The 25,625-nt window shown below is 43.2% G+C and carries 14 protein-coding genes; 10 read left to right on the forward strand and 4 right to left on the reverse strand.

The annotated features are described in order from the left end of the window. Positions 1–8: 8 nt before the first annotated feature. Together LZG71_RS07275 and LZG71_RS07280 are read right to left on the reverse strand one after the other, a co-directional pair. Positions 9–3,392: a TonB-dependent receptor gene (locus tag LZG71_RS07275; protein WP_233818537.1), complete on the reverse strand. Its 3,384-nt coding sequence runs from the start codon at positions 3,390–3,392 to the stop codon at positions 9–11. A 580-nt stretch (positions 3,393–3,972) separates the two neighbouring features. After that, positions 3,973–4,512 carry a hypothetical protein gene (locus LZG71_RS07280; protein ID WP_233818539.1) on the reverse strand — a complete coding sequence of 180 codons (540 nt, stop codon included), beginning with the start codon at positions 4,510–4,512 and terminating at the stop codon, positions 3,973–3,975. A 453-nt stretch (positions 4,513–4,965) separates the two neighbouring features. Between LZG71_RS07280 and LZG71_RS07285 the strand changes: the two genes are divergently transcribed. The 6 genes from LZG71_RS07285 (at position 4,966) to LZG71_RS07310 (ending at position 16,368) form a co-directional block, all read left to right on the forward strand. Beyond that, on the forward strand, positions 4,966–6,183 hold the full coding sequence (locus LZG71_RS07285; protein ID WP_233818541.1) for an inositol-3-phosphate synthase: 1,218 nt from the start codon (positions 4,966–4,968) through the stop codon (positions 6,181–6,183). 429 nt (positions 6,184–6,612) lie between these two features. Then, the gene (locus LZG71_RS07290; protein ID WP_233818543.1) at positions 6,613–7,587 is read left to right on the forward strand and encodes a ribonucleotide-diphosphate reductase subunit beta; all 975 of its coding nucleotides are present in this window, start codon (positions 6,613–6,615) and stop codon (positions 7,585–7,587) included. 57 nt (positions 7,588–7,644) lie between these two features. Then, on the forward strand, positions 7,645–9,342 hold the full coding sequence (locus LZG71_RS07295) for a ribonucleoside-diphosphate reductase subunit alpha (RefSeq protein WP_233818545.1): 1,698 nt from the start codon (positions 7,645–7,647) through the stop codon (positions 9,340–9,342). A 718-nt stretch (positions 9,343–10,060) separates the two neighbouring features. After that, the gene (locus tag LZG71_RS07300; protein ID WP_233818547.1) at positions 10,061–13,252 is read left to right on the forward strand and encodes a SusC/RagA family TonB-linked outer membrane protein; all 3,192 of its coding nucleotides are present in this window, start codon (positions 10,061–10,063) and stop codon (positions 13,250–13,252) included. A 13-nt stretch (positions 13,253–13,265) separates the two neighbouring features. Further along, positions 13,266–15,104, forward strand: a complete 1,839-nt coding sequence (locus LZG71_RS07305; RefSeq protein ID WP_233818549.1) for a RagB/SusD family nutrient uptake outer membrane protein — start codon at positions 13,266–13,268, stop codon at positions 15,102–15,104. Between the two features lie 364 nt (positions 15,105–15,468). After that, the gene (locus tag LZG71_RS07310) at positions 15,469–16,368 is read left to right on the forward strand and encodes a sugar phosphate isomerase/epimerase family protein (RefSeq protein WP_409013604.1); all 900 of its coding nucleotides are present in this window, start codon (positions 15,469–15,471) and stop codon (positions 16,366–16,368) included. Between the two features lie 62 nt (positions 16,369–16,430). Here the strand turns inward: LZG71_RS07310 and LZG71_RS07315 are convergent, their stop codons facing one another. Next, positions 16,431–16,766 (reverse strand): type II toxin-antitoxin system RelE/ParE family toxin, encoded by a 336-nt coding sequence (locus LZG71_RS07315; protein WP_233818553.1) that lies wholly within the window; start codon positions 16,764–16,766, stop codon positions 16,431–16,433. Between the two features lie 256 nt (positions 16,767–17,022). Between LZG71_RS07315 and LZG71_RS07320 the strand changes: the two genes are divergently transcribed. After that, positions 17,023–18,390 (forward strand): DUF1080 domain-containing protein, encoded by a 1,368-nt coding sequence (locus LZG71_RS07320; protein ID WP_233818555.1) that lies wholly within the window; start codon positions 17,023–17,025, stop codon positions 18,388–18,390. Here LZG71_RS07320 and LZG71_RS07325 read toward each other — a convergent pair. Then, positions 18,358–18,600, reverse strand: coding sequence for a hypothetical protein (locus LZG71_RS07325; RefSeq protein WP_233818557.1), 243 nt, complete (start codon positions 18,598–18,600; stop codon positions 18,358–18,360). The genes LZG71_RS07320 and LZG71_RS07325 overlap by 33 nt on opposite strands. Positions 18,601–18,639: 39 nt before the next feature. On the opposite strand from LZG71_RS07325, the gene LZG71_RS07330 reads away from it, so the two are divergent. The 3 genes from LZG71_RS07330 (at position 18,640) to LZG71_RS07340 (ending at position 25,390) form a co-directional block, all read left to right on the forward strand. After that, positions 18,640–19,980, forward strand: a complete 1,341-nt coding sequence (locus LZG71_RS07330) for a Gfo/Idh/MocA family protein (protein WP_233818558.1) — start codon at positions 18,640–18,642, stop codon at positions 19,978–19,980. A gap of 148 nt (positions 19,981–20,128) precedes the next feature. After that, positions 20,129–21,124 carry a PmoA family protein gene (locus tag LZG71_RS07335; protein WP_233818694.1) on the forward strand — a complete coding sequence of 332 codons (996 nt, stop codon included), beginning with the start codon at positions 20,129–20,131 and terminating at the stop codon, positions 21,122–21,124. A gap of 132 nt (positions 21,125–21,256) precedes the next feature. Next, the gene (locus tag LZG71_RS07340) at positions 21,257–25,390 is read left to right on the forward strand and encodes a two-component regulator propeller domain-containing protein (protein ID WP_233818560.1); all 4,134 of its coding nucleotides are present in this window, start codon (positions 21,257–21,259) and stop codon (positions 25,388–25,390) included. The last annotated feature ends 235 nt before the right edge of the window (positions 25,391–25,625 follow it).

Here is a 25,625-nt window from a genome sequence, read left to right on the forward strand (position 1 = left end):
AAGAATAGCTAGAAAGAAAAATCAATGCCCAGGTTAAACCTTCTCATGGTTGGGTAAGCACCTTGGGTAGCACTTCCGCCCTCGTAGGTCGACTCCCTGTCGTCTGGTAATTTCGACCACAAAAACAGGTTGGTGCCGTTGGCAAAAATTCTCATGTTGCTCAGGCCTATTCTTTTCACCAAATTGCTCTTGTCGAAGTTATAGGCGATTTCAGCTGTTCTCAGTCTCAGGAAGGAGGCATCATAGAGATAATAATTGCCAATATTTTCGGCCTGTGTTTTCCAGCGTGGGAGAAAAGAAGTGGCGTTCTGATTGTCCTTCGACCAATAATCCCGAACGTGGCCAAATACGATATCGACGTCACTGAGGTAGTTGTTGAAATCGATACGTCTATTCACATTGTTAGCTCCATAGAATTGAACCATAACTGTAAAACCTTTGTAATCGCCACCTAAACCGAGAGTTCCTGTATTTTGAGGAACACCCGTATAGCCGACCGGAGGAGTATCTTCATTATTTTTGATGACGCCATCCGCGTTGAAATCTACCAGGTTGTAGTACCCGGGCAGTTTTTGCAGATCATTGGTTTCTGTCGGAACGCTGGCGTATACCTCATCCCAGTTGTTATAGAATCCGGCACTGAGCAAACTTCTGTTTTGTCCGATTGAATAACCAGCCTGTTTAAGATAATCCAATTGCAACGGAGCATCGTCGCGCGCAATGATCTTATTCTGGTTGTGGGAGTAGGAGAGGTTGGCCCACACGCTCAGGTTTGGATTCACCCTTTTGTTGAACTTAAGCTCCACTTCATAACCATGTGATTTTACCTGACCCAAATTCGCACTCGGCGGTGTCGTTCCAAAAAACGGTGGTACATTTCGGCTCCCTCCACTCATTAAGATGTTGGTCCGGTTTTCGTTGAAAATGTCCACATTGAGACCAATCATGCTTTCGAAAAAGCCCATTTCGACTCCGAAGTTGGATTTCACTGCCGTTTCCCAGTGAATATTCGGATTCCCTACCACGGTTTCACGGTAGAATGTATATGGACTCGCTGCTGCACTGTTTTCATTCAAGCGGGCAGCGCCACCGAAACCTAGCTGAGAAGCATATAACCATCGACTTCCGCTGATATTGTCATCACCAACTTTTCCGACACTGTATCGGAATTTGAGCAGATCCATGAACTTATTCTTGAAAAACTTCTCATTGGAAACCACATATCCAAGTCCGATAGATGGGAAGAAATCGAATCGATAAGCCGGACCAAACTGCTCAGAGCCATTGTAAGCACCATTCACCTCAAACAGGTAGGTTGTATTATAGTCGTAAGTTGCACGGAAAACCCAGTCTTCACGATAATTTTTAAACATGCTTCCCTTTGCAAATTCTTCCCTTTTCACCAAACCCATAGCCGTTACATTGTGCTTTTTGAACTCCCGGGCGTAATTAAGCTGGAACTGGTACATGAGCCTCCTCTCAATAGGAATGGTATTGTCCCAGTTGGCAGCCTGGATAGCTTCCGGACGAATGCTCCATGGGCGAACGATCCAGTCGTACTCTTCATCGCTGATCGGTAGGTAAGCGGTGTATTCGCTTGGATCCTGGTCAGAGCCTTTATATAAGAGCGGGTAAATCTGCTTGTAGATAACGTTGGTTCCGGCTTCGGCGGGTCTCACGTGGTTATTTACATCATAAATTCCACCTTCTGAACGAACATTATTATCGTAAAACAAAGACCCTGTGGCTTTGAGCCCCTTGGTTAGGAAGCTCAGATCCTGTTCTATTGTGAAGTCGGAGTTTAGCTGGGTGGCGCGCGTTTGGCGAATACCCATGTTGTAAACTACAGCAAGTGGGTTCACGGTGTTGTTACCGCCTTCCTGATAAGCTCCCCAACGTCCGTCGCTGTAACGCGGTAGAAATAAATTCGGAGCCATAAAATAAGCAGCTCCCCACATCCACTGATCTGCCCTGCCTGTACTTCCCTCGTTATTATAATTGGTGTTTTTCTGACTGTAATAACCTGCGAAATTCAGTTTCAGCTTGGTGGTTTTAGTCAGCCTTACATCAATGTTGTTTCGAAAATTGAAACGGTTAAAGTTATAGTTGGGCTTATAACCTTTGTCGTTGTCATAGTCGCGGAACATATCACCTTCGTTCAGATAGGCGAGAGACCCAAAATACTGAACCGCCTTGCTTCCTCCGCTTGCACTCAGCGTTGCCCTATGCGAAAAACCTACATCCTTGAACATTGCCTTGGCCCAATCTACATCAGGATAAATTTCAGCATATTCTGCTGACTGCGGCCCTCTGTATCTTTGAACAATGTCATAAGGTACGTAGGCATTCCAGGAAGGCTGGTTAAGTACGCCTTCTCTTTCAATGATCTCATTTTTTGCCATCATGGCATCATAGGAGTTCAACTTATCTGGCTGGCGTGAGACTGCCTTTGCAGTTGTTGTATAGTTAAAGTTAAGCTTGGTTTTTCCCTGTTCACCTCGTTTGGTAGTGATCAGTATGACCCCGTTTGCACCTTTTACTCCAAAAACGGCCGTTGCCGAGGCATCTTTAAGAACCGATATGCTGGCAACTTCATTTGGGTCGATGTTACTCATACTTCGCTCCACGTTGTCAACAAGAACGAGTGGTTGTCCGCCGTTCCAGGTATTTTGTCCGCGAATAAATATATTCGTTGCGCTTTCCCCGGTTGTGATCCCACCTGGCTCTCCTGATGATGTAAGTGAAACAATACCAGGAAGTTGTCCTGCCAGTGCTTCCTTTAAATCGGTTACATTACCATTTCGTTTTATCACTTCGTCGGACATCTGTACAATAGACCCGACAACACTTTGCTTTTTCTGCTGCCCAAATCCGACCACAACCACCTCGTCCAGTACCTGGTAATCTTCTTCCATTACAATTGAAATAACAGCTTTGCCGGCAACCGGTACACTTTGGGCCTTGTATCCGATAAATGAAACTTTCAGCGTGGAGTTCATTCCCACATTTTCGAGTGAGAAATTTCCGCCTACGTCCGTCACAGTTCCTTTTGAGGTGCCTGCCACCATCACGGTTACACCGATAAGCTCATCAGACTTGATGTCGACAATCCGCCCTTTGATGTTCAGGGTTGTGTCTTTGGCGGAAATCCTCTTTCCCGTGGTTTCCAGACCAGCGGCACTTACACCAGCTTTACGCGATAAGTCGGTTGCGCGGGCTAATAAAAGATAAGGATTTGTTGTTTTTGAATCATCCTTTTCGGATACCCGCGGGAGATTCTGACTTTGTTCAGGAGGGTCGGGAAGCCGCTGAAAGGAGGCTTGCCTTGCCAGTGCGGAGAGTTCCGGGAACGTTGCCAGAAAGAGCAAAACTACCGTAAATCTTTTTTTCATAAATTAAGGAATTTAGGTGAATTGGTAAAAGGACTTGAATGGATGCATCAGGCAGGTATTATATCAAAACATGACATGCAGAATAACAAATCGGAGCGGAAATGACACCTTTCGCTGATTCTGATTTATACTATAAAAATTCTGAGAATATCTATGACTTAATACATGCATTTTCTTGACGCACAAAGCCGTATTTCACACTTACAGGAAATTTTGAAAAAAATGGCGGGGAGACAGCGTTAACAGAAACACAGTCTGATGGTTATATAATTTTTAATCTTATTTTAATCTGATAATTTATTCATTATCAGTGGGTTAATTTTTTATAGAATTGGATAAAAATAATGTGTAGATAATGTAGAATTAGTATAAAAAAATTCAATTTTCTGCACTAATTCTACAAATAAATTCTTGGGAGGAGTGCATGTAAGCGTCAGAAGCTTGTGTGTATCTGCCTGAAACAGGTCAAGTTAATGGTCTCTAATGCTCGAAAGAACATCTATTTGGCAAAAATTAGGGCCAAGATGGGGCGACTCATAATCTTTTCGGGTTGAGAGGAAGCGCATTTTATAACGGCTGTCTATGGCCGCCAATCCACTTCCTGATCTTCCGGGCTTTTCCGCAGGGTTTTCATTTGTTCAATGTAATTGTCTGTGACCTTGATCGTCTTGTAAGCTGAGCCATTTTCAAGGATGACGTAAAAGCTGGTTTTATTCGGCAGTCGTAGTTCCTTGGCACTGATGATCTTATACTTTTTATAGGTTTGGTAAATGTTTCTCAATACTTCCTCAGGTAGCTGTTTGGCGGTGTAATTGGTCAGGGAATAAGAAAACGTGCTGTCAGGCATGTAAAAGGCTTTTGTGGTTAATCCATCCAGGGTAAAAACCGCCTTGCGGGAATTTTCTGTGGTAGTCCATTTCACATTCCGGGCCATCGGGAATTCTCTGAGCAGGCCCGAAGGTTTTTCTCTGTTTACATGTTTAATCGCACCAGTGGCGGGGAAAGCTATACGCGTGTTTGCTACACCTGAATAATAGGCAGAGCGGTCGGATTGCTGCCCGAGGGCTGGGAGGGAGGTCATCAAAAGCAAAGCTTTTGTGATATAATGTGAAGTTTTCATAACGAATTTTTGAGGGTTGGTCGGTATCAAATTGTGGTCATAAAGCTAGTAGAGGGCTGTGTAACGGACTATCAATTTTGGGACAAAGACTATCACATTTATGACGTTTTTATTAAGCGGTCAGAAGAAACAGGTGACCCATTTGCTTTTTTGTCTTCGTTTTGATCTTCGCGTTTGCTTGGACGGGACCTATTTTTCTGATGGTAATCTTTTACAGGATTGCTATTCCTCAGAGGTAGGAACAGGGATCTGTCCGGCTCAAAATAATTGCTACTTAATTTGCATAAATCTAATATTTGTAACGAATTTTGGAGTATTGCAAACGTTTGCATTAAATTTGGCGTTGGATTAAACGTATAACAGACTTTCTGCTGATTTTTAATAAAAAGATCAGTCTGGAGGTGTCTGAATGATCCATTTACAAGCCACAATATTTCAAATTCAGTATTATCCATGTATAATCAACGGGGAAAAATTAAGGTTGCCATTTTAGGCGTAGGGAACTGTGCGAGTTCGCTGGTTCAGGGTGTAGAATATTACACTGCATTTTCTGATAAAACTTCCGGCCTGATGGCGGATGACATTGGCGGTTACAAGGCCGAAAGTATTGAGTTCGTTTGCGGGTTCGATGTGGATGAAAGAAAAATTGGTCTGCCATTAAGGGAGGCCATTTTTGCCAAACCAAATTGCACCATTGTCTTAAATGACAACATCACTTCTAACGCGCCGGTTTATCGTTCGCCGGTGATTGACGGTGTATCTCCTCAAATGGCGGCTTACCCGGAAGTAAACAGGTTTGTTGTAAAAAATGAACTTGCGGAAACCGATCTGTTAGCCAATCCGGCTGCCTATAATCCGAAGCTCGTTGCAGCGCTTCGGGAGGAGATTGTAGGTCATTTGCAGGAACATAAGGCGGAGGTTCTGATCAATTATTTGCCGGTTGGTTCGCAGCTGGCAACGGAATTTTATGCCGAAATATGCCTTGAACTGGGTATTTCCCTGGTTAATTGTATCCCGGTATTTATAGCTTCCGATCCGGTTTGGGAACAGAAGTTCATTGATGCAGGTATTCCAATCATCGGTGACGATATGCGCAGCCAGTTTGGTGCCAGCATCCTTTCTCAGATGTTGCAGGAGCTTGCATTTGAACGCGGTCACCATGTAAAAGCGCACATTCAGCGGAATGTGGGTGGTAATACCGACTTCCTGAACATGGAAGATAAAAACCGTTTGAAATCCAAAAAGATCTCCAAGGAAAATGTGATCCGTGCGCAGAACGATATTCGCGGGATTTCAACGACCGACAGTTTTTTACATGCCGGTCCGTCGGAGTACATTGCTTTTTATGGGGATAATAAGGTTGCCAATTTTAGGCTGGAGCTGGAAGGTTTTATGGGTGCGCCTGTGATATTGGACGCGCAGCTTTCTGTTCAGGATTCTCCAAATTCGGCCGGCGTTGTGATTGATGCGATCAGATATGTATATGTTGCCCGCGAGCTGGGATTGGTTGGTGCTTTAAGAGGGCCATCCGCTTCAACTCAAAAAACGCCTCCACAGCAAATGATGTTCAGTGATGCGATTTACGAATGCCATGCCTTGGCAAAGCGTCAGCTTACGGAGTCGACCAGAAAACAGCTGAGAAAAGTTGAAATGATTTCGGAAACGGAGTAGGATTTTAGGAATTTTTGCAACCATCCGGATTTAGTCCAATCCGCAGAAGCAACAGGAGATATTCCAGTGTTTCTGCGGATTTTTATTTGGTCAAATTTTCTTCATAAGTCATTGTGGTTAATTATCAAATAAAAATTTTATATTTTTCATTGGAGAAAAAATGTTTACAAATATTTATGGTTAACTAATTGATAATAAAATATTTAATGTTTTTATAAAATTAAAAAGTTAACAAATAAATAATATAGTTTGTAGATTTGTCGTCACGAAACAGTCAGAAAATTTAGAGGTTAGCTCGGGAAAATCGCAGTGGACTGTATATCAATCAGTAACGAGATTGAAACAAAATATTGAATGGTGGAGACCGAAACGATCCCTTATCTAATCGAGAAAAATAGAAATTAAAATATATAATTACCGCTATACGACATGAGCATTTTTGATAAACGTCTGCAATACAAGCCTTTCGAATACCCTGAAATTTTACAGTTTACCGAAGCGATCAACAAAGCATATTGGGTGCATTCAGAGGTTGACTTTACAGCCGATACACAGGATTTTCATTCTCATTTGAATCATGCGGAAAGAAATGCGGTAAAAAACAGCCTGCTTGCCATTGCGCAGATTGAAGTAGCCGTGAAATCGTTTTGGGGGAATTTGTTTCATCACCTCCCAAAACCTGAGTTTAACGGTTTGGGAAGTACGTTTGCTGAATGCGAATTCCGTCACTCGGAAGCATATTCCCGTTTGCTGGAAGTACTGGGCTACACCAATCAATTTGAGTCGCTGGTTGAAATTCCTGTGATTCGGGAGCGGATCAATTATTTGTCGGAAGCACTCGGAAACGCCAAATCAACGGACAGAAAAGAGTACGCTTTTTCACTGATCTTGTTTTCGATTCTGATCGAAAACGTGAGTTTATTCAGCCAGTTCGCCATCATTTTGTCATTTGCCCGTTTTAAAGGATTGATGAAAAATGTGAGCAATATCATCGCCTGGACGTCTATTGACGAGCAGATTCACGCGAATGCTGGCATCTATCTGGTTAACAAAATGAAGGAAGAATTTCCGGACATGTTCGACGATGCGACCGTTGCTGAAATTGCAAGACTGGTACGTTCATCCATCGAAGTTGAGTCCCGTATCATCGACTGGATTTTCAGCGAAGGAGAAATTGACAGCATCAATAAGGAAGATCTGATCAACTTTATGAAATACCGTGCAGACGATTCGCTTCAAAAAATCGGAATGCCACGTCAGTACAACCTGCCACTTTCTGAGATTAAACTTCTGCAATGGTTCGAGGAAGAAGTGTTTGCAAATAGCTTGGACGATTTCTTCGCAAAACGCCCGGTTGACTACACCAAACACGACAAGAGTATCTCGGCTTTCGATCTTTTCTGACCGGAGGTTTTAGAAAGTCATTTATAAAATATCAACGAAATTTAATTATAAAGTCAAATGAATACTCCCGAACTTGATTTGTTGGATGGCGTAGGTGTGCGCTACGAAATGGAAAAACTTTGGTGGAAAAACACTGAAAGTGAGCAGGTACTGAACCGGGGATACCTGTTGAAAGGTGAGACGGTTGAAGGAGCAATAGAGCGCGTTTGTGCTGCGGCAGCGAAACGCTTGTACCGTCCGGAATTGAAAGAGGCTTTCATGGAAATGGTGGAGCGCGGCTGGATGAGCCTCAGTTCTCCCATTTGGGCCAACATGGGAACCGAGCGCGGATTACCGATTTCCTGTTTCAATGTACACGTTCCCGACAACATCGAGGGCATCACGCACAAGCTCGGTGAGGTGATTATGCAAACCAAAATAGGAGGCGGGACTTCTGCTTACTTTGGTGATTTGCGTGCCCGTGGAAGTGCTGTTACCGACAATGGAAAAAGCAGCGGTGCAGTGAGCTTCATGCGGTTGTTCGATACTGCGATGGATACCATTTCACAAGGCGGCGTTCGTCGTGGTGCTTTTGCAGCCTACATGGATATCGACCACGAGGATATCGAAGAGTTCTTGCAGATTAAAGACATAGGTCATCCGATCCAGAATCTGTTTTCGGGTGTTTGCGTGCCCGACTACTGGATGCAGGAAATGATTGATGGCGATATGGATAAACGTGAGATTTGGGCCAAAATCCTTCAAAGTCGTCAACAAAAGGGGTTGCCTTACATCTTCTTCTCCGACAATGTGAACCAGAACAAACCTCAGGTTTACAAGGACAAAAATCTGAGAATCAACGCAAGTAATTTGTGTTCGGAGATTATGCTGCCATCATCAGAGGACGAGTCGTTTATCTGTTGTCTGTCGTCGATGAACCTCGAACTTTATGACGAATGGAAAGACACAGATGCGGTACGTCTGGCGATTTTCTTCCTTGATGCCGTATTGCAGGAATTTATTGAGAAAACAGAAGGAAATCACTTCCTGGCAAGCGCGAACCGTTTTGCAAAACGCCACAGAGCACTTGGACTTGGTGTGTTGGGATGGCATTCGTATTTGCAACGCAATATGATCCCGTTTGAAGGATTGCAGGCAAAGCAGCTGACGGTGAAAATTTTCCAGGAAATTCAGAATAAATCAGAAAAAGCAACGCAGGAACTTGCATTGATATACGGTGAACCTGAATTGCTGAAAGGATACGGACGCCGCAATACCACATTACTTGCAATTGCGCCAACGACTTCTTCATCGGCAATTTTGGGACAAACCTCACCAGGAATTGAGCCGTTTAGCAGCAACTATTACAAAGCCGGACTTGCGAAAGGAAATTTCATGCGCAAGAATAAATACCTGAAAGACCTGCTGGCTGTGAAGGGAATAGACAATGAGGAAACCTGGCGCACGATCATGCTTAACCACGGCAGCGTGCAACATCTCGACATCCTGACCAGCGAAGAAAAAGATGTGTTTAAAACATTTAAAGAGATTAGTCAGCTGGAAATTATTCAGCAGGCTTCCATCCGTCAAAAATACGTGGATCAGTCCCAAAGCCTGAACCTGAATATTCCTTCCAACCTGCCGGTGAAGGAAGTGAACAAACTGTTGATCGAAGCATGGAAGCTGGGTGTGAAAACTTTATACTACCAACGCAGTCAAAGCGTATCGAAAGAGCTGGTGACAAGTCTTGTAAGTTGCCAATCCTGTGAGTCGTAAGAAGTAATATTGATAAACTAAAAAACGGTCTGTCCGGCATTTGCCAGGCAGACCGTTTTTTAGTTTGGCGCTAGATGTAATTGCAGTAATAAGGATAGGGTTCAGTCATGTCAGTATCTCCCGAGTGGTTTTATTACAGTGCGCTGCACCTGATGGGAAATCTTTGTTGATGGCTTTTCCTACAAACATTACGCTGCACCTCAAAGTCTCTTTGTGACCTTTGTTTCTATTGTGGTAAAAATAAAACCCTGAATTTGTGATTAAAACGTTGACTGGGAGAAAGCGGAAGAGGTGCGGAGCACCGCAATAATTGTAGAGAAGAATGTCGTCCAACGAAATCGGGAAGGTGCAGCGCACCGAAATAACAACACTTTCAGAGGAACTGCCATCCAAAATATGCTCCAATTCATTTAAGTTTTTATTCTTCAAAAAAATATAACTTAACTTTTCAACATTGGTTGTCGCATCATTTGCATTTGTAATGATATACGTGATAGTCTGCGCTACGAGATATTAATAAATTTTCACAGAATATTTTTATAGTTATAATCATATAGATGTCACTGTATGAGCACATTCATCTTTATTTTTGATATTTCAATATAATTCTGAATTATTCTTTGTAGGGGGAGCTGTCGTAACGATTCGTCGGGATGAGTAATGTAATCGATTGCAATGTGATTCGATTGCAGATTTTCAACCTAAATCCTATAAAAAAATGAACAAAGGATCTACTCCTTTTGCCAGGCAACTGATTAAAGGCTGTATGCTCACAGCCCTTTTTTTGCCCGTGTCACTAGCAAAGGCACATGTTCCCGAACCACTTAATGTTCCCGGAGCACTTGTTAACATTGACAGAACCGTAACAGGGAAGGTTTTAGCAAGAGAAGACAACACACCAATACCAGGTGTAACCGTGGTGGTTAAAGGTACCACAACCGGTACGACAACGGATGTGGATGGGAAATACCAGATTGAGATTAAAGGGAATAGCGATGTTCTGGTGTTCTCAGCTGTTGGTTTTTTAACGCAGGAAAAGGAAGTTGGTAACGCTAGTAACATGGACATTGTCCTGAATACAGATCAGAAAACGCTGGATGAAGTAGTTGTTGTTGGTTATGGTACCTTGAAAAAAAGGGATTTAACGGGAGCTGTGTCACAAATTAGTGCTACCAAACTAGAAAATGAAAACCCGCAAAACGTACAGGACGTTTTAAGAGGCAATATTCCGGGTATGAATGTAGGTTTTTCAGCTTCGGCTAAGGGCGGAGGAAACCTGGCAGTTCGGGGAACGAATTCTCTGGCCGCTGGCACGAGTCCCTTAGTAGTGTTGGATGGCACAATCTATTACGGAGGACTTGAAGATATCAACCCCAACGACATTGAGACAATTGACGTATTGAAGGATGCCAGTTCTGCGGCGGTGTTTGGTGCCAAAGCGGCGAGTGGCGTCATTCTTGTTACTACCAAGAAGGGTAAGGAGGGGAAGACGATCATAAACCTGAATACTAACTTTGGTATGGCAGAGGTTGCCAAAAATCAGCCAGTGTTAGGACCGTACGAGTTTATTGGTTGGAGGCAAGAAGTAATGCGTAATATCAATGCTTCTGCACAGCAGTATCGGTTTACAGATCCATCAAAATTACCTTCGAATATATCACTAAGTGATTGGTTAGCATACGATAACTCAACCGGAGATCCGACAACGGTTTGGTTACAGCGTTTAAATATGCAATCGGTGGAAATTCAAAATTATAAAGATGGAAGGTCTGTTGACTGGTATTCAAAAATATTCCAGCGGGCTTTTCGTCAGGATCATACATTAAGCTTATCTGGAAAGAGTGATAAGGTTTCTTATTACATGTCTCTGGGCTATTTGAGCAATGAGGGGATTGTTGTTGGAGATAAATTTAGTACGGTGAGGGCAAGACTTAATCTGGAAGGAAAAGTGAATAAATTCCTTTCCGTGGGAATGAATACCCAATTTGCAAATAGGGACGAAAGTCAAATTCCGGTGGATTATCGTCTTGCGCCTAATTTGTCGCCATGGGGTTCAGAATTTAATGCGGATGGAACCTACAAATGGAGACCAAACGAAGAGGCCAGCGGAGGAAATCATCCATACTATGCTCCCAGTTTTACAACCAGGGATAAAGGATCTATTACTCTCAATTCAGTAATATTTGCCAAAGTGAACCTGCCTTTTGGTATTACTTATCAGGCAAATTTTACACCCCGTTATGAATTTTACCATCGTTATAATGCGGAATCTTCAAAACATGCGGAGTGGGCTGCTGAAGGAGGACGTGCCTCAAGAAGGGAAAATACATTCCTGAACTGGCAGATTGATAACATTCTGAAATGGAACAAGACTTTTGCTGAAAAACACAACTTTGATGTCACTTTACTGGTGAATGCAGAAAAATACAGAAGTTGGGAAGACAGTACCTCTAACAAAGGCTTTGCACCAAATGATAACTTAGGTTATCACAATATGCAGGCAGGTAGCGCACCTATCATGTGGAGCAGAGATGAAGTGAGTAGTGGTGATGCATTAATGACTCGCTTGTTCTATTCGTTTAAAGACCGATACATGGTTACGTTGTCGGCGCGTAGGGATGGATATTCTGCATTCGGTCAGAAAAATCCCCGTGCAGTGTTTACCTCGGCAGCATTGGGATGGGTGTTTACCGATGAGCCATTTTTTAAAGTGAACTGGTTAACCTACGGGAAATTGAGGGTATCCTATGGGAACAATGGTAACCGGGATATAGGAAGATATGATGCACTTTCAAATCTGGCTACAGGCAAATACCTTCATGTGAATTCCGGGGGAACAGTATATCAGGTAAGTCAACTATATGTGGATCGAATGGCTAATCCTAACCTTAAATGGGAAATTACTAATTCTCTCAATTTTGGGTTAGACTTCTCTTTGCTAAACGGTATTGTTGATGGTAGCTTGGAATTGTACAAATCCTCAACTAAGGACTTGCTCGTAAAACGCGCACTGCCAAATGTTTTAGGTTTCGATTTTGTACTTGATAATCTGGGACAGGTAGATAATAAGGGATTGGAATTGAGCCTGAACTCTAATAACATGAAAAGAGAAAATTTTTCATGGAGAACCACTTTTAACCTTCAGATGAACAGGAATAAAATCGTGAGTCTATATGGCAATATGATCCCTGAAACGGATGCCGCAGGAAATGTAATCGGGCAACGCGAGGCGGATGATATAACCAACAAATGGTTTATCGGGCACGCAATTGATGAGCTATGGAATTATAAAGTATTGGGGGTGTGGCAGAAAGAGGAAGTGGAAGAAGCGAAGAAATATGGCGTCAAACCGGGGGACCATAAGATATTGGATGTTAATGGTGATGGCAAGTTTACTAATGAGGATAAAGTGTTCCAAGGATACAAAACTCCTCGTGCGAGACTGACTCTCAGGAATGAGTTTAAACTATTCAAAAATTTCGATGTAGCATTTATGCTGTATTCTTATCTGGGGCAGAAGAATGAGTTTAATGAGATGAAAAACAGGCCTGGATTCCCTGATCGTAGTAGTTCCTATGTATTCCCATACTGGACAGAGGAAAATCGCAACAACGAATGGGCACGTCTTTATTCAAGCGAAGGATCTGCAACAGGTTATGCAGTTTACAGAAGCAAGTCATTTGTCCGTTTCGAAAGCCTTTCTTTAGCATATACCATACCTAAAACGTTGGTGCAGAAAATTAATATACAGAATCTTCGCGTTTACGGAAATGTTCGCAACATAGGTTATATTTCTAAATGGAAATTCTGGGATCCGGAAAGCGGTACGAATGGTGACACCAATCAAGATCTGAATGTTTCGGTGCCGAGTCCGCGAATTATCACTGTTGGTCTGGATATCACTTTATAACATTTTCAATTACATGGAATCGATATTTAATAAATTCAAATATATAATGATCCTTTCGCCGCTTATCGCCGGCGTGATGCTAACAAGTTGCAAGGAGAGTTGGCTTAGTCCTGAACCCTTGTCTTTTTATGATCCTGACAAGACGTTTAACGACGTGGGTGGGTTGAAAGCTGCGATAATTGCATGTGAGAGGAACCTGAGATTGGAATGGTATGGAGATGCAGCTCCTATGATTACCGAATCCATTTTTTCTGATATTGCTGTGGATGGTACAACGGATAAGTCGGGACCTGCTCAAGACTTGAATCTGTTGATTACACCGGATGCTCAGTTGAACCACACCGACTATAATAAAATTGGATGGTACTGGCTGGAAGGCTTTAAGGGTATTAAATATGCTAATGTGGTCGTTTCTCGAATTGATCAGCCCCAGAATTATAAGGATGAAGCCGAGAAGAATTCGATTCTTGGCGCAGCTTATTTTCATAGAGCTGCAAGATATTACCGGTTAACTCAACAATTTGGCGATGTACCCCTGATTTTAGACGAGGTAATCGGGCCAAAACTTGATTTTAGTACCACAAAACGTGAGGTTATTCTTGCCAAAATGAAGCAAGACCTAGAATTTGCTGAGCAATGGGTTCCAGCAATAACAGACAAGGGATCAGTTAATAAAGGTTCCGTAAGTCATTTGCTTACCAAAGTAAATCTGGCTCTTGGACTATTCGATGACGCAATTAAGTCAGCAAGTAATGTAATTAACGGAAGTCCTCACCGGCTCATGACAGCCCGTTTCGGTGTCGATGCAAGTAATGCTTCTAGAAATGTAATCTGGGATCTTCATCGTCCTGCAAATAAAGCTGTGTCCACAAATACAGAAGGACTGATGTTGGTGATTGACAGGTTAAATGTTGAAGGAAATGTTGTCGATGGTATTCAGTTGATGCGTAACGCCGTACCTTTCTGGCACAACAATATCAATACACCAGCAGGCAATCGCGGAACTATTGATACATACAACATCGAGATTGATCAAATTACTAAGATTGGACGAGGAATTGGTCGGTTGCGTCCAACTTACTATTCTCAGGAAGGCGTTTGGGATGACACGAAGGACTTGAGACATGCCCCGGGTAACTGGATGCGGATGGAAGATTTGGTTTATAATAATCCATCCATCAAGGCCACTGATCCTTACTACGGAAAGAATCTTCAGTTTCGTAATGCGGCTGGGGGATTGCTAACGATTGATACGATTCGTTGCTGGTTTGATTGGCCGGCGTATAAGTTATTTGTTGAGGACCCTCAAAGAGTGCAGCCGGCGGGTGGAAATACGGATTGGTATGTGTTCAGATTGGCGGAAACGTATCTGTTGCGAGCGGAGGCATACGCCTGGAAAGGTGATTTAGTCAATGCCGCCGCAGATATCAATGCTGTCAGAACAAGAGCGAACTGTAGTCCTGTCACGCCTGCTAGCGTCAACATCGGAACCATACTAGATGAGCGTGCTCGTGAGCTATATTTTGAGGAGCCTCGCAAGACGGAACTAACCAGAGTTGCTTATATTTTTGCCATGACGGGAAAGCCCGCCCCCAATGGAAAAACATATAGCCTGGATCGATTTTCTGACGAAAACTATTTTTATGATCGTGTGATGCAAAAAAGTGACTTTTATAACAAAGGTGTACGAACCCGCCATGCGGATGAATACACCATGAGTCCTTATCATGTGCTATGGCCTGTTCCTCAGTCTGCAATTGATGGTAATGTGCAGGGGGTAATCAATCAAAATAAAGGTTATAATGGATATGAGCGCAATATTCCGCCGCTAACGGAAATTCCTGCGAAATAAAAGTAGGTTGGGAATTTGTTAGGTGGTGAAAGGTAATTAGTGAATTCGACGGTCTGTCCGGCATTTGCCAGGCAGACCGTTTTCTAGTTTGGCGTTAGATGTAATAGTCTTTTATTACGGTGCGCTGCACCTGATGGGAAATCTTTGTTGATGGCTTTTCTACAAATATTATCGGTGCGCTGCACCTTGGAGTTTGTTTGTGAACTTTGTGTCTTTTTTGTGGTGAAAACAATGCGGCAGAAATTTCTATTGTTTCCATCCGTCCAAAGCCCAACTTGTTTTACGGGGAGGTTGGTGCTTTTATTCGTCTTGTCATAAATAAGTTACCACATTCCTGACCTTAATTCAAAACAAGATGAACAACATGGACCGTAGGATCTTTCTGCGTAATATTTCCCTTGCTTCCGGGGCACTGCTCACATCTGTTGCCTGGGCAGAAACATTTGCAAAAAAGGGAGCTTTTAAAATTGGCTATTCTTCAATTACCTGGGGAGGTAAAGATTTGCAGGCCATAGAAGATTTGGCTTCGCTAGGGTATAAGGGTATTCAATTAAGGGCCAACACGTTTGCTCCATACCGTACCAAAGTTTCAGAATTGAAGGATGCATTGGTGAAACATGATTTGCAGCTGGCTATGTTTTCAAGCGGGAATGTGGAGGTGGATCCCGCAAAGTTTCAAAGTACGGTAGACACCCATGTTGCGCATGCCAGTTTTGTAAAAGCACTTGGCGGAAATGCTTTGCAGGTCACAAACAGTCTGCGAAAAAATAACCAGGCGCCTACCACAGAAGAGCTCAAAAAACTTACCGAAGTGATGAATGAGATTGGGAAGCAAACTGCCGACCTCGGTGTACAGACGGTTTATCACAACCACATGAACCAATGGGGAGAGACACCGGAAGAAGTGGATGTGATTGTTCAGGCTATGAACCCGAAATATGTGAAGTTGTTGCTGGACATTGCACATTACAAGCAGGGTGGAGGCGAGCCGCAGGAAGCTGTTGTCAAATACAAGGACATCATTCATGCCTTGCACCTCAAAGATACCAAAGCGGTTGAATCGAAAAGCGGATATAAATTCGTGGAGCTTGGTCAGGGAAGGGTGGACGTACCGGCTGTGTTTGCGGCATTAAATAAGGTAAAGTTCAAAGGCTGGGCAGTTGTGGAGCTCGACGGTGTTCCTGATCCTGACAAAACGCCGATCCAGTGTGCGGAGATAAATAAAAAATATATTACGGAGACTTTGAAGTGTTCGCTAAGTTGAAAAGAAGTGATTCAACGAAGTGTGCTGTATAATGTTTACTTCGTTGGATCACCTATCCAATGTTATAGTAAATGATGATCTTTCAGAAGCTGAGTCAAGATTTTGTCAGCAATATCGCTCTGTACGGATTTGTCATATATTGACACAAGTGTAATGCGATCATCACTAATTTTGATACATGCAATTACCCTGGCACCTCCGGATTTGCCTCGGTTTTTTGAAGAGATAGCCATTCTGATTTTGTAGCAATCCTTTCCAAGACTATCTCCCTGGAACGAGTTGTCAACAAGATTTTTCAGAAAAAGCCGAAAATCTGAGCCAATTGAAGGATACTTTTTGATATTGTAGACATAAGCAGGTCCACAGTCATCGCCCTGGCTATGAATCTGAGTCGACAATCCTGCACTTGGGTAGCACACTGCCTGGGGTTGATCATTTTATCAATTTCAGCCTTCACCGCATCAATGGAACTGGAAAGGTTTGTAACCGTTTTGTGGCATTTATAACTTAAAATTTCATTAGTTAAATACCTTCTCTGTACTTTGTAAGGGTATATACCCGTTATTTTCGTTTATAGCTATTGAAGGATAATTCGAGCCTCAGTGCTAAATTATATTTGTTAATTACCAACAACCCCGCTTGCCGTTTTCTAATATGAAGAGATCAAGGATCTACGCCGCAGTATTACTCACAATACTTGTTGTATCAACCACATATGCCCAGAAATCCAAAGACGGATGGCAGAGCTTGTTTAATGGAAAAGACCTTTCTGGCTGGAAACAGCTGAATGGAAAAGCCACTTACGAAGTAAAGGACGGAGCCATCGTGGGCACATCTGTCATGGATACGCCCAATTCTTTCCTGACAACAGAGAAAGATTATGGCGATTTTATATTTGAGTGTGAACTGAAAGTTGACAACAAACTGAATTCCGGAATTCAGATCCGCAGCCTTTCCAAGCCGGATTATATGAATGGTCGTGTACATGGCTATCAGGTGGAGATAGACCCGAGTGACCGTGCCTATTCCGGTGGGATTTATGATGAAGCCCGTCGAGGCTGGCTTTACCCTTTGGATATTAATCCGGCAGGTAAAAAAGCATTTAAGAAAGATCAGTGGAACAAATACCGCATTGAAGCAATCGGAAACACAATCCGCACATTCGTAAATGATGTGCCTGTTGCCTATCTGGTTGATGACGTTACGCCAGTCGGATTTATTTGTTTGCAGGTACATTCGATCGGAAAGGATCAGAGCCGTGAGGGAACTCAGGTGAGCTGGAAAAATATCCGCATTAAAACTACTAACCTGAAACCAAGTCCTGCAAGTGACATTCGTATCGTGAATATGATTCCGAATTCGATCACGGATACAGAGAAAAAAGCGGGCTGGAAACAGCTTTATGATGGTAAAACAGTAGATCAGTGGAGAGCATACGGCGGCACTGAATTTCCATCTAAAAGATGGAGCTACAACGACGGTACCATTACGATCTCAAAATCGGACGGATCAGAAACCGGGAATGACATCGTAACCAAGCAGCTTTACGGTCCTGCATTTGAGTTTCAATTTGAATTTAAACTGACAGAAGGAGCAAACAGCGGAGTCAAATACTTTGTTGATCAGAAGTTCAATTCAAAAGGGAAATCCGGAATAGGTTGTGAGTTCCAGGTACTAGACGATGCCAAACATCCGGATGCTAAAATGGGCAAAAATGGAAACCGTACCATCGCTTCATTATATGATGTGATCACTTCTGAAAAACCAGCTAATGCCATCAAGAAGATCGGAGAGTGGAACCAGGGACGAATTGTGGTTAAAAAGGATGGAACCGTTCAGCATTTCTTAAATAATTATAAAGTTGTTGAGTATGTTAGAGGATCCCAGGCTTTTAAGGACTTGGTAGCCGGCTCGAAGTTTAAAGACTTTGACGGATTCGGGATGTCAGAAAAAGGAAATCTTCTTCTTCAGGATCACGGGGATAATGTTTCATTCCGGAGTTTGAAGATTAAGGAGCAGTAGGGAAGTGAGAAGTAAAAAGTGAAAAGTCCGGTCTGAATGATTCTTGTCGGGCCGCGCAGGTCGGTCTGAACGGAAGTTAGGTGCAGTAAGGAAGTAAGAAGTGAAAAGTCCTGTCTGAACGATTTTTATCGGGTCGCGCAGTTCGGTCTGAACGGAAGTTAGGAGCAGAACGGAGGTTATTGTCACCCATGCCCCAAGCTCCTTGCCCATTAACAATTAACTATTAAAAATTAACAATTAAAATATATCATGACAACCAGAAGAGATTTCATAAAAAGTGCGGCTCTCGCTTCTGCCGGAGTAGCTGTTGGTACAAGCGCTTTCAGTGCTTCCAGTTACCGTCGTATTTTAGGTGCAAATGACAGAGTTCGTGTGGGGATTATCGGTTTTTCTGATCGTTTCCGCAGCTCATTGGCGCCAAGTTTTGCTGACCATGCCAAGGAATTGAACTTCGAGTTTATGGGTGTTTCCGATATATGGAACCGCCGCCGCGATGAAGCTGAAAAGTTTATGAAAGACAAAGGCTGGGCAACGAATGACTTTGTAAAGGCTCGTAATAACGAAGAATTGTTAGGTCGTAAAGACGTTGATGCGGTAATTATCAGTACTGCCGATTTCCAGCACGCATTACATTGCGCAGAAGCTGTGAAGTCCGGACGTGATGTATATGTTGAAAAACCTTTTGCTGAATCTTTGGAAGATGCAAGAGCGGTAATGAAAGCGGTTGATGCTTCCAAGCAGATCGTTCAGGTTGGATCGCAGCGCCGCAGTGCACCCAACTACCATGCTGCCCACGACTATATCAAATCAGGTAAATTCGGAGACATCACTACGGTAGAAATGACCTGGAATGTAAACCAGCCCGGACGTTGGAGAAGGAAAGAGCTTGTAGAGCAGATCAGAAAAGAGGATACAGACTGGGATCGCTTCCTGATGAACCGTCCGAAAGTTGCCTGGAATCCTCGTTTCTACCTTGAATTCCGTTTGTTCTATCCATATTCATCCGGTATTCCGGGACAATGGATGGCTCACCAGATTGACACCGTTCACTGGTTCTCAGGACTGGATGCTCCGCGTAACGTAGTTGCCAATGGTGGTATTTACACATGGAAAGACGGAAGAACCAATGCTGATACGTTCAGCGCCACATTCGAGTACGGTCCGGAAGATGACAAGTCGAAAGGTTTTCAGGTAATTTATTCATCACGTTTCAACAACGAAGCGGGTGGGGTTAAAGAATACTATTTCTCAAATGGAGGGATGATCAATCTGGACACCAACAAGATCACTTCCGAGGGTGGTTTGAAAGAGAAAGATGCGAAAGGCATGGGACTCAAAGCAAACCTGCTGACTGAAACTTCGCTTAAAGCGGGAGACAAAATTGCAACGGATGCCAATACAGGAGGAGACCCGATGACATCGCTTCACATGCGTAACTGGATGGAGTGTATCCGTAGCCGCAAGGAAACGAATGCACCTGCAAGAGTTGGGTTCAACCACTCGGTAGCAAACATCATGGCAACTCAGGCGCTTCATACTGGCAAAAGAGTTACGTGGGATACCAAGAAAAAGGATATCGTGTTAAGCTAAGAAATTCATTTACCCGGAGTTATCAGGACGTTATGCAGTATTCGCTGTGAATCAATCTGATAACTCTGTGTTTTTATAACCATAAATTGATAATCAGGTGAATCTCAAAAATACGAGTTTGGCATTGGCAACACTTTCACTGGCAGCAATGACCGGTTTGGCACAAGCCCAAAAGGTGGATTTGGTTAATAATGAAAAAGACAAAAAAGTAGAGGTAAGTATTGATGGAAAACCTTTTACTTCTTATTTCTACCCGGGAGAGGACGTTTTGAAAAAAGCGGTTTTGTATCCGGTAAGAACGGCGAAGGGAACGTTGGTTACGCGCGGCTGGCCGCTGGACCCGCGTAGCAGTGAGCGTGTTGACCACCCACATCATGTTGGGGTCTGGCTCAATTACGAAGATGTGAACGGTAATGATTACTGGAACAACTCTGATGCCGTAAATCATGAGAAACGCGCCTACGGAACCATTAAACACACTGGAATTACTTCAATAAAAAGTGGCAAGGATAAGGGTGAACTCATCGTTACTGCCGACTGGGTCGATAAGGATGGAAAGCTTACATTAAAAGAAGTTACGACTTATACTTTCAGTGGCAAAGGAGATACCAGAGTGGTTGACCGCGCAACGAAACTGACGGCGGTAAATGGAGATGTGGCGATGCCTGATATCAAAGACGGGATGTTTGCAATTCGCGTGGCGCGTGAGCTGGAATTGCCTTCCAACAAGCCGGAGATATTTACCGATGCTGCCGGAATTGCCACAAAGGTTCCTGTAATGAACAATGAAGGAATTACAGGTAACTACCGAAACAGCAATGGTATTGAAGGTGAAGAGGTTTGGGGAAAACGTGCGATCTGGTGTAACCTTACCGGTAAAATCAAAGATGAAAACATTTCCATCGCGATTATTGACCATCCTAAAAATGTGGGCTATCCTGCATATTGGCATGCAAGAGGTTACGGTTTGTTTGCTGTGAATCCTTTGGGACAAAAACAGTTGAGTAACGGGAAAGATGTATTGAATTTTAAAATCAAAAACGGTGAATCGACTACATTCCGCTATCGGATGGTGGTTGCTTCGGAGCACCTGAAAGATGCTGCACTGAACGCTATGGCGGCAGACTATGCGAAGGTGAAATAAGAAGAATTTTATTGCAGTTTTGAAACCACGGCGTCGTCCGTGGTTTTTTGCATTTAATTCCCTGATAAGTAAAATTATTTTGTCGCCGTACAGTTATTCTGTAAATTCAAAAAAAGGAATATATTTCATTCAATGCAAAATTGGTTTTTCAGCCTTTGTTTAGTTTTAAGCTTCCTGCTCGGAAATAGCAAAAATGGTGCTGCCCAGTCGGCCGAGTACCAGTTTGCCCGATACAGCACGGAAAAAGGGTTGTCCCACAATCAGGTTAATTGTTTTCTCAAAGATCGTCAGGGTTTTATTTGGGTTGGTACTGCCGATGGTCTCAATCGGTTTGATGGTTATTCTTTCAAGATATTCAAGCATGATCCTGCCGACTCAACCACCATTGTCGACCATCACATCAACGAGCTCTTCGAAGACCCTGAAGGCTTCATTTGGATAAAAACCCCGAAGGGTTATAATGTTTATGATCCGAGGACGGAAAGTGTGGATCGTAATGCTAATAAGGCTGCAATGCGTCTGGGAATTCCGGACGCAGATTTTACCAAAATCATCAAATCCGAAACCGGCGATTACTGGATAAGCCATAACCGGCTTGGCCTTTTAAAATATCTGGGAAAAAGTAAAAAAGTGTTGCGTATCAGGTATAATCCAAAGGACAAAGCCGGAAAATCATTCGTCATTTCCGATTTGAACGAGGATCCTGATGGCAATATCTGGATCGTGTATACCAACGGATTTCTTGCCGGGGTTGATGGTAAAAAGTACTCGGTGTTGTATCAGAGCGAGTTGTTAAGTGCTCGAAATCAAGGAAATTCTGTTAACCACCGCGTTTTTGTGGATCAGGATGGGGAACCCTGGGTGTATACGGTTAAGGCTGTTCGGGGCATTTCGTATTTCGATATTAGAAACAATCGGTTGGTAGAAGGAAGCACAACTTCATCTGCCCTCAGGCTAAGCAACAACATTGTGAGTGCGGTAACCAGTGGTCCTGATGGGCGCCCATGGATTGGCACGGACCATGGGGGAATTAATATTGTAGACAAAAAAACAGGCGTGGTTTCTGTTTTGAGCTACAATCCGAACGATTCCAAAACCATTAGCCAGAACAGTGTAATGGCGCTTTACAAAGACAATACCGGCATGATCTGGGCAGGGACGTTCAAAAAGGGCTTTTGTAATTATCATAAAAATATTTTCAAATTCTCATTTATCCGTCACCTTCCAACAGTTGGCAGCAGTTTGCCTTTTGATGATGTTAGTGTATTTGCAGAAGATAAAAAAGGAAACGTGTGGGTCGGTTCAAATGGGGGCGGTCTGATCTATTATGACCGGGCCAGAAACAGTTTTAAACAGTACCAGAATATACCTGGCGATCCGACAAGTTTGAGTAACAATGTGATTGTCAGTCTTTTTCTAGATTCCAATGATGTCCTTTGGATCGGGACCTATTTCGGCGGACTTAATAGTTTCGATGGAAAAGGCTTTAAGAGATACCTTCACAATCCTGCCGATTCCACCAGTCTTATCGATGACAGGGTGTGGGAAATTTTTGAAGATTCTCAAAAGCGGCTTTGGATAGGAACACTGGGCGACGGACTGGATCTTTTTGACAGGCAAAAAAATGTATTTAAACATTTCAGACCCAATACACCCAATTCCATCAGCTCCGATTACATCGCTGCCATTATGGAAGACAGGGAAGGGAATATCTGGATCGGTACAGCTTTTGGAATGGACGTCCTGATGAAAGCGACCGGTAAATTTGTTCATTATCAGCACGATCCGAATAAGGAGGGAAGTCTGAGCAGTGATGCTGTTACGGCCATCATGCAGGACGGTCTGGGAAATATATGGATAGGTTCGCTGGAAGGGCTCAACCTGTTCGATAAAAAAACGGATCAGTTTAAACATTATAACATAAAAGATGGCCTGCCCGATAATTCGGTATTGAGCCTGGTGGCCGATAACCAGCAAAATCTCTGGATAGGTACACCTAAGGGGCTGGTTAATTTCAGGGTAACCACAAGAAAAGGAATAGTGCCCGAAATGATCAGCGTGCGCACCTATAATGAAGTAGACGGCTTGCAGGGAAGAAGTTTTAATGAAAATGCAGGTCTTCGGCTGCGGTCCGGCGAGCTTATTTTTGGAGGTGCAAGCGGATTTACTATTTTTTCTCCTCAAAAAATAGAGGACGAAAGCGGAAGTGCGCATGTGGAACTAACAGATTTTCAAATATTTAACAAAAGTATCAAGCCTGGTGAGCTGCTGGACGGCAAACCGGTATTGGAAGCGTCCATTTCTCATACAGATAAAATTAAGCTGAAACACAGCCAGAACGCTTTTACGATTGAATTTGCAGCACTTAACTTTTTGCATGCAGATAAAAATCACTACATGTACACATTGGAAGGTTTCAACGATCAATGGTTTGAGGCAGACAACAATACCCGAAAAGTAACTTACACCAATCTTGATCCGGGAGAATACACTTTTAAGGTAACAATGCGTAATGGCAATCTCATGTCAAAGGAGCGTGTTTTAAAAATTGAAATTCTGCCTCCGTTCTGGAAAACGCCGCTTGCCTATATCCTGTATTTTATAGCCATTATTGGAGCATTGGCTGCTTCACGCTGGATTTTGCTGGAACGTGAAAGAATGAATTTCCGTCTGGAACAGGAGCGCAGAGAAGCGCAGCAGCTGCACGAACTGGATCTGATGAAAATCAAGTTTTTTACCAATGTTAGCCACGAATTCCGGACACCGCTGACACTCATGCTCACGCCACTCGAAGGGTTGCTGAATAACATGCAGTCCGATTCAGGGATCAAGAACCAGATCTCTTTAATTCACCGGAATGCCAAACGGTTGCTTAATCTGGTAACTCAGCTCCTTGATTTCAAAAAAATGGAGGTTGAGGAAACGGAGTACACACCTGAGCGAGGTGATATAGTCCAGTTTATCAGGGAGATTACGCATACTTTTTCAGACTTGTCGGAACGGAAACACATCGCTTTTTCTTTCAGGTCCGACGTGGAAACCCGCTATACACTTTTTGATCAGGAAAAATTATCGCGGATCATGTATAATCTCCTTTCAAATGCTTTCAAGTTTACGCCAGAGCAGGGCAGGATCGGGGTCGAGTTAAAAGTTGTTATGGAGGATGATAAGCCATTGCTGGAAATTCGGGTATCGGACTCGGGTATTGGCATACCGGCAGAAGACCAGCCGAAAGTATTCGACAGGTTTTTTCAGCACAACTTACCAACCCACATTGTGAACGGTGGCAGCGGAATAGGTCTTTCCATTACGAAAGAGTTTGTGAAATTGCACAAGGGAACCATTCATCTCGAAAGTGAGGTTGGCGTTGGCAGCACTTTTATTATTCTGATGCCATTGCTGGAGACACAAGGCGGTTTGGATACACAGGAAGTAGCCACAACCTATTTCCCTGGCGCAGAAGAGGAAAAGCAGACCGAACCGATCAGTGAAGACAGAAACAAACCTGTGCTGCTGCTTGTGGAGGACAATGACGAGTTCAGGGAATACATGCGGGAAATGCTTCAAAAGGACTACCAGGTACATGAAGCACCAAATGGAAGAATCGGGCTGGAAATAACGCTGGAAATAATTCCGGACCTGATTGTGAGTGATGTTATGATGCCTGAAATGGACGGAATGGAACTTTGCAGGATTGTGAAAACCGACAACCGTATTTCTCACATTCCGGTAATATTGCTGACAGCCCGCGCTGAGGACGAGCAGCAGCTGCAAGGCTACGAAACAGGAGCGGATGCCTACGTTACCAAGCCGTTCCGGCTGGACATACTTTTGGTGCGGATACGTAATCTGATCAAAAGAAGGGAGCTTGGACAAAAACAGTTCCAGCAGCATATCAAGGTGCAACCCAGTGAGATTGTGATACGGTCTATGGATGAAGAGTTCATCACCAAAGCTGTGAAAGTGGTCGAGGATCACATTGCCAACCCGGATTTCACAGTGGAAGAACTGAGTTCCGAAATGGCCATGAGCCGGATGTATCTGTATAAAAAGTTATTGTCGCTGACGGGTAAAACGCCGGTTGAATTTATCCGCATCATACGGATGAGAAGGGCTGCTTCCCTATTGGGCAAAAGCCAGCTTACCGTTTCTGAAATCGCTTATCAGGTTGGGTTCAACAATCCCAAATATTTTGCCAGACTCTTCAAAGAAGAATTCAAAGTGCTGCCTACTGAATACCGTAAAAAGGAAATTGTGAATGATTGACCGATTGTTGTGCTATTGAAATAGTACAACAATTAGGTTTTATATTCAAAATACGGAACCCCTTCTTCTGCTCTTCAAATTTCCATCGTTCTACGCCAGAGTTACTCCAAAACAGGAATAAAAGTAGAAATTACAAGTATTTTTTGTCATTTGTATACATCTGAATCCCTATTTGTAAACATTTGATACCCTTCCACTCCCTTTTAATCAATCACATTTGTCCAAGAATAAATTC

This window comes from Dyadobacter sp. CY312 (genome assembly GCF_021390535.1).
Classification (GTDB): Bacteria; Bacteroidota; Bacteroidia; order Cytophagales; family Spirosomataceae; genus Dyadobacter.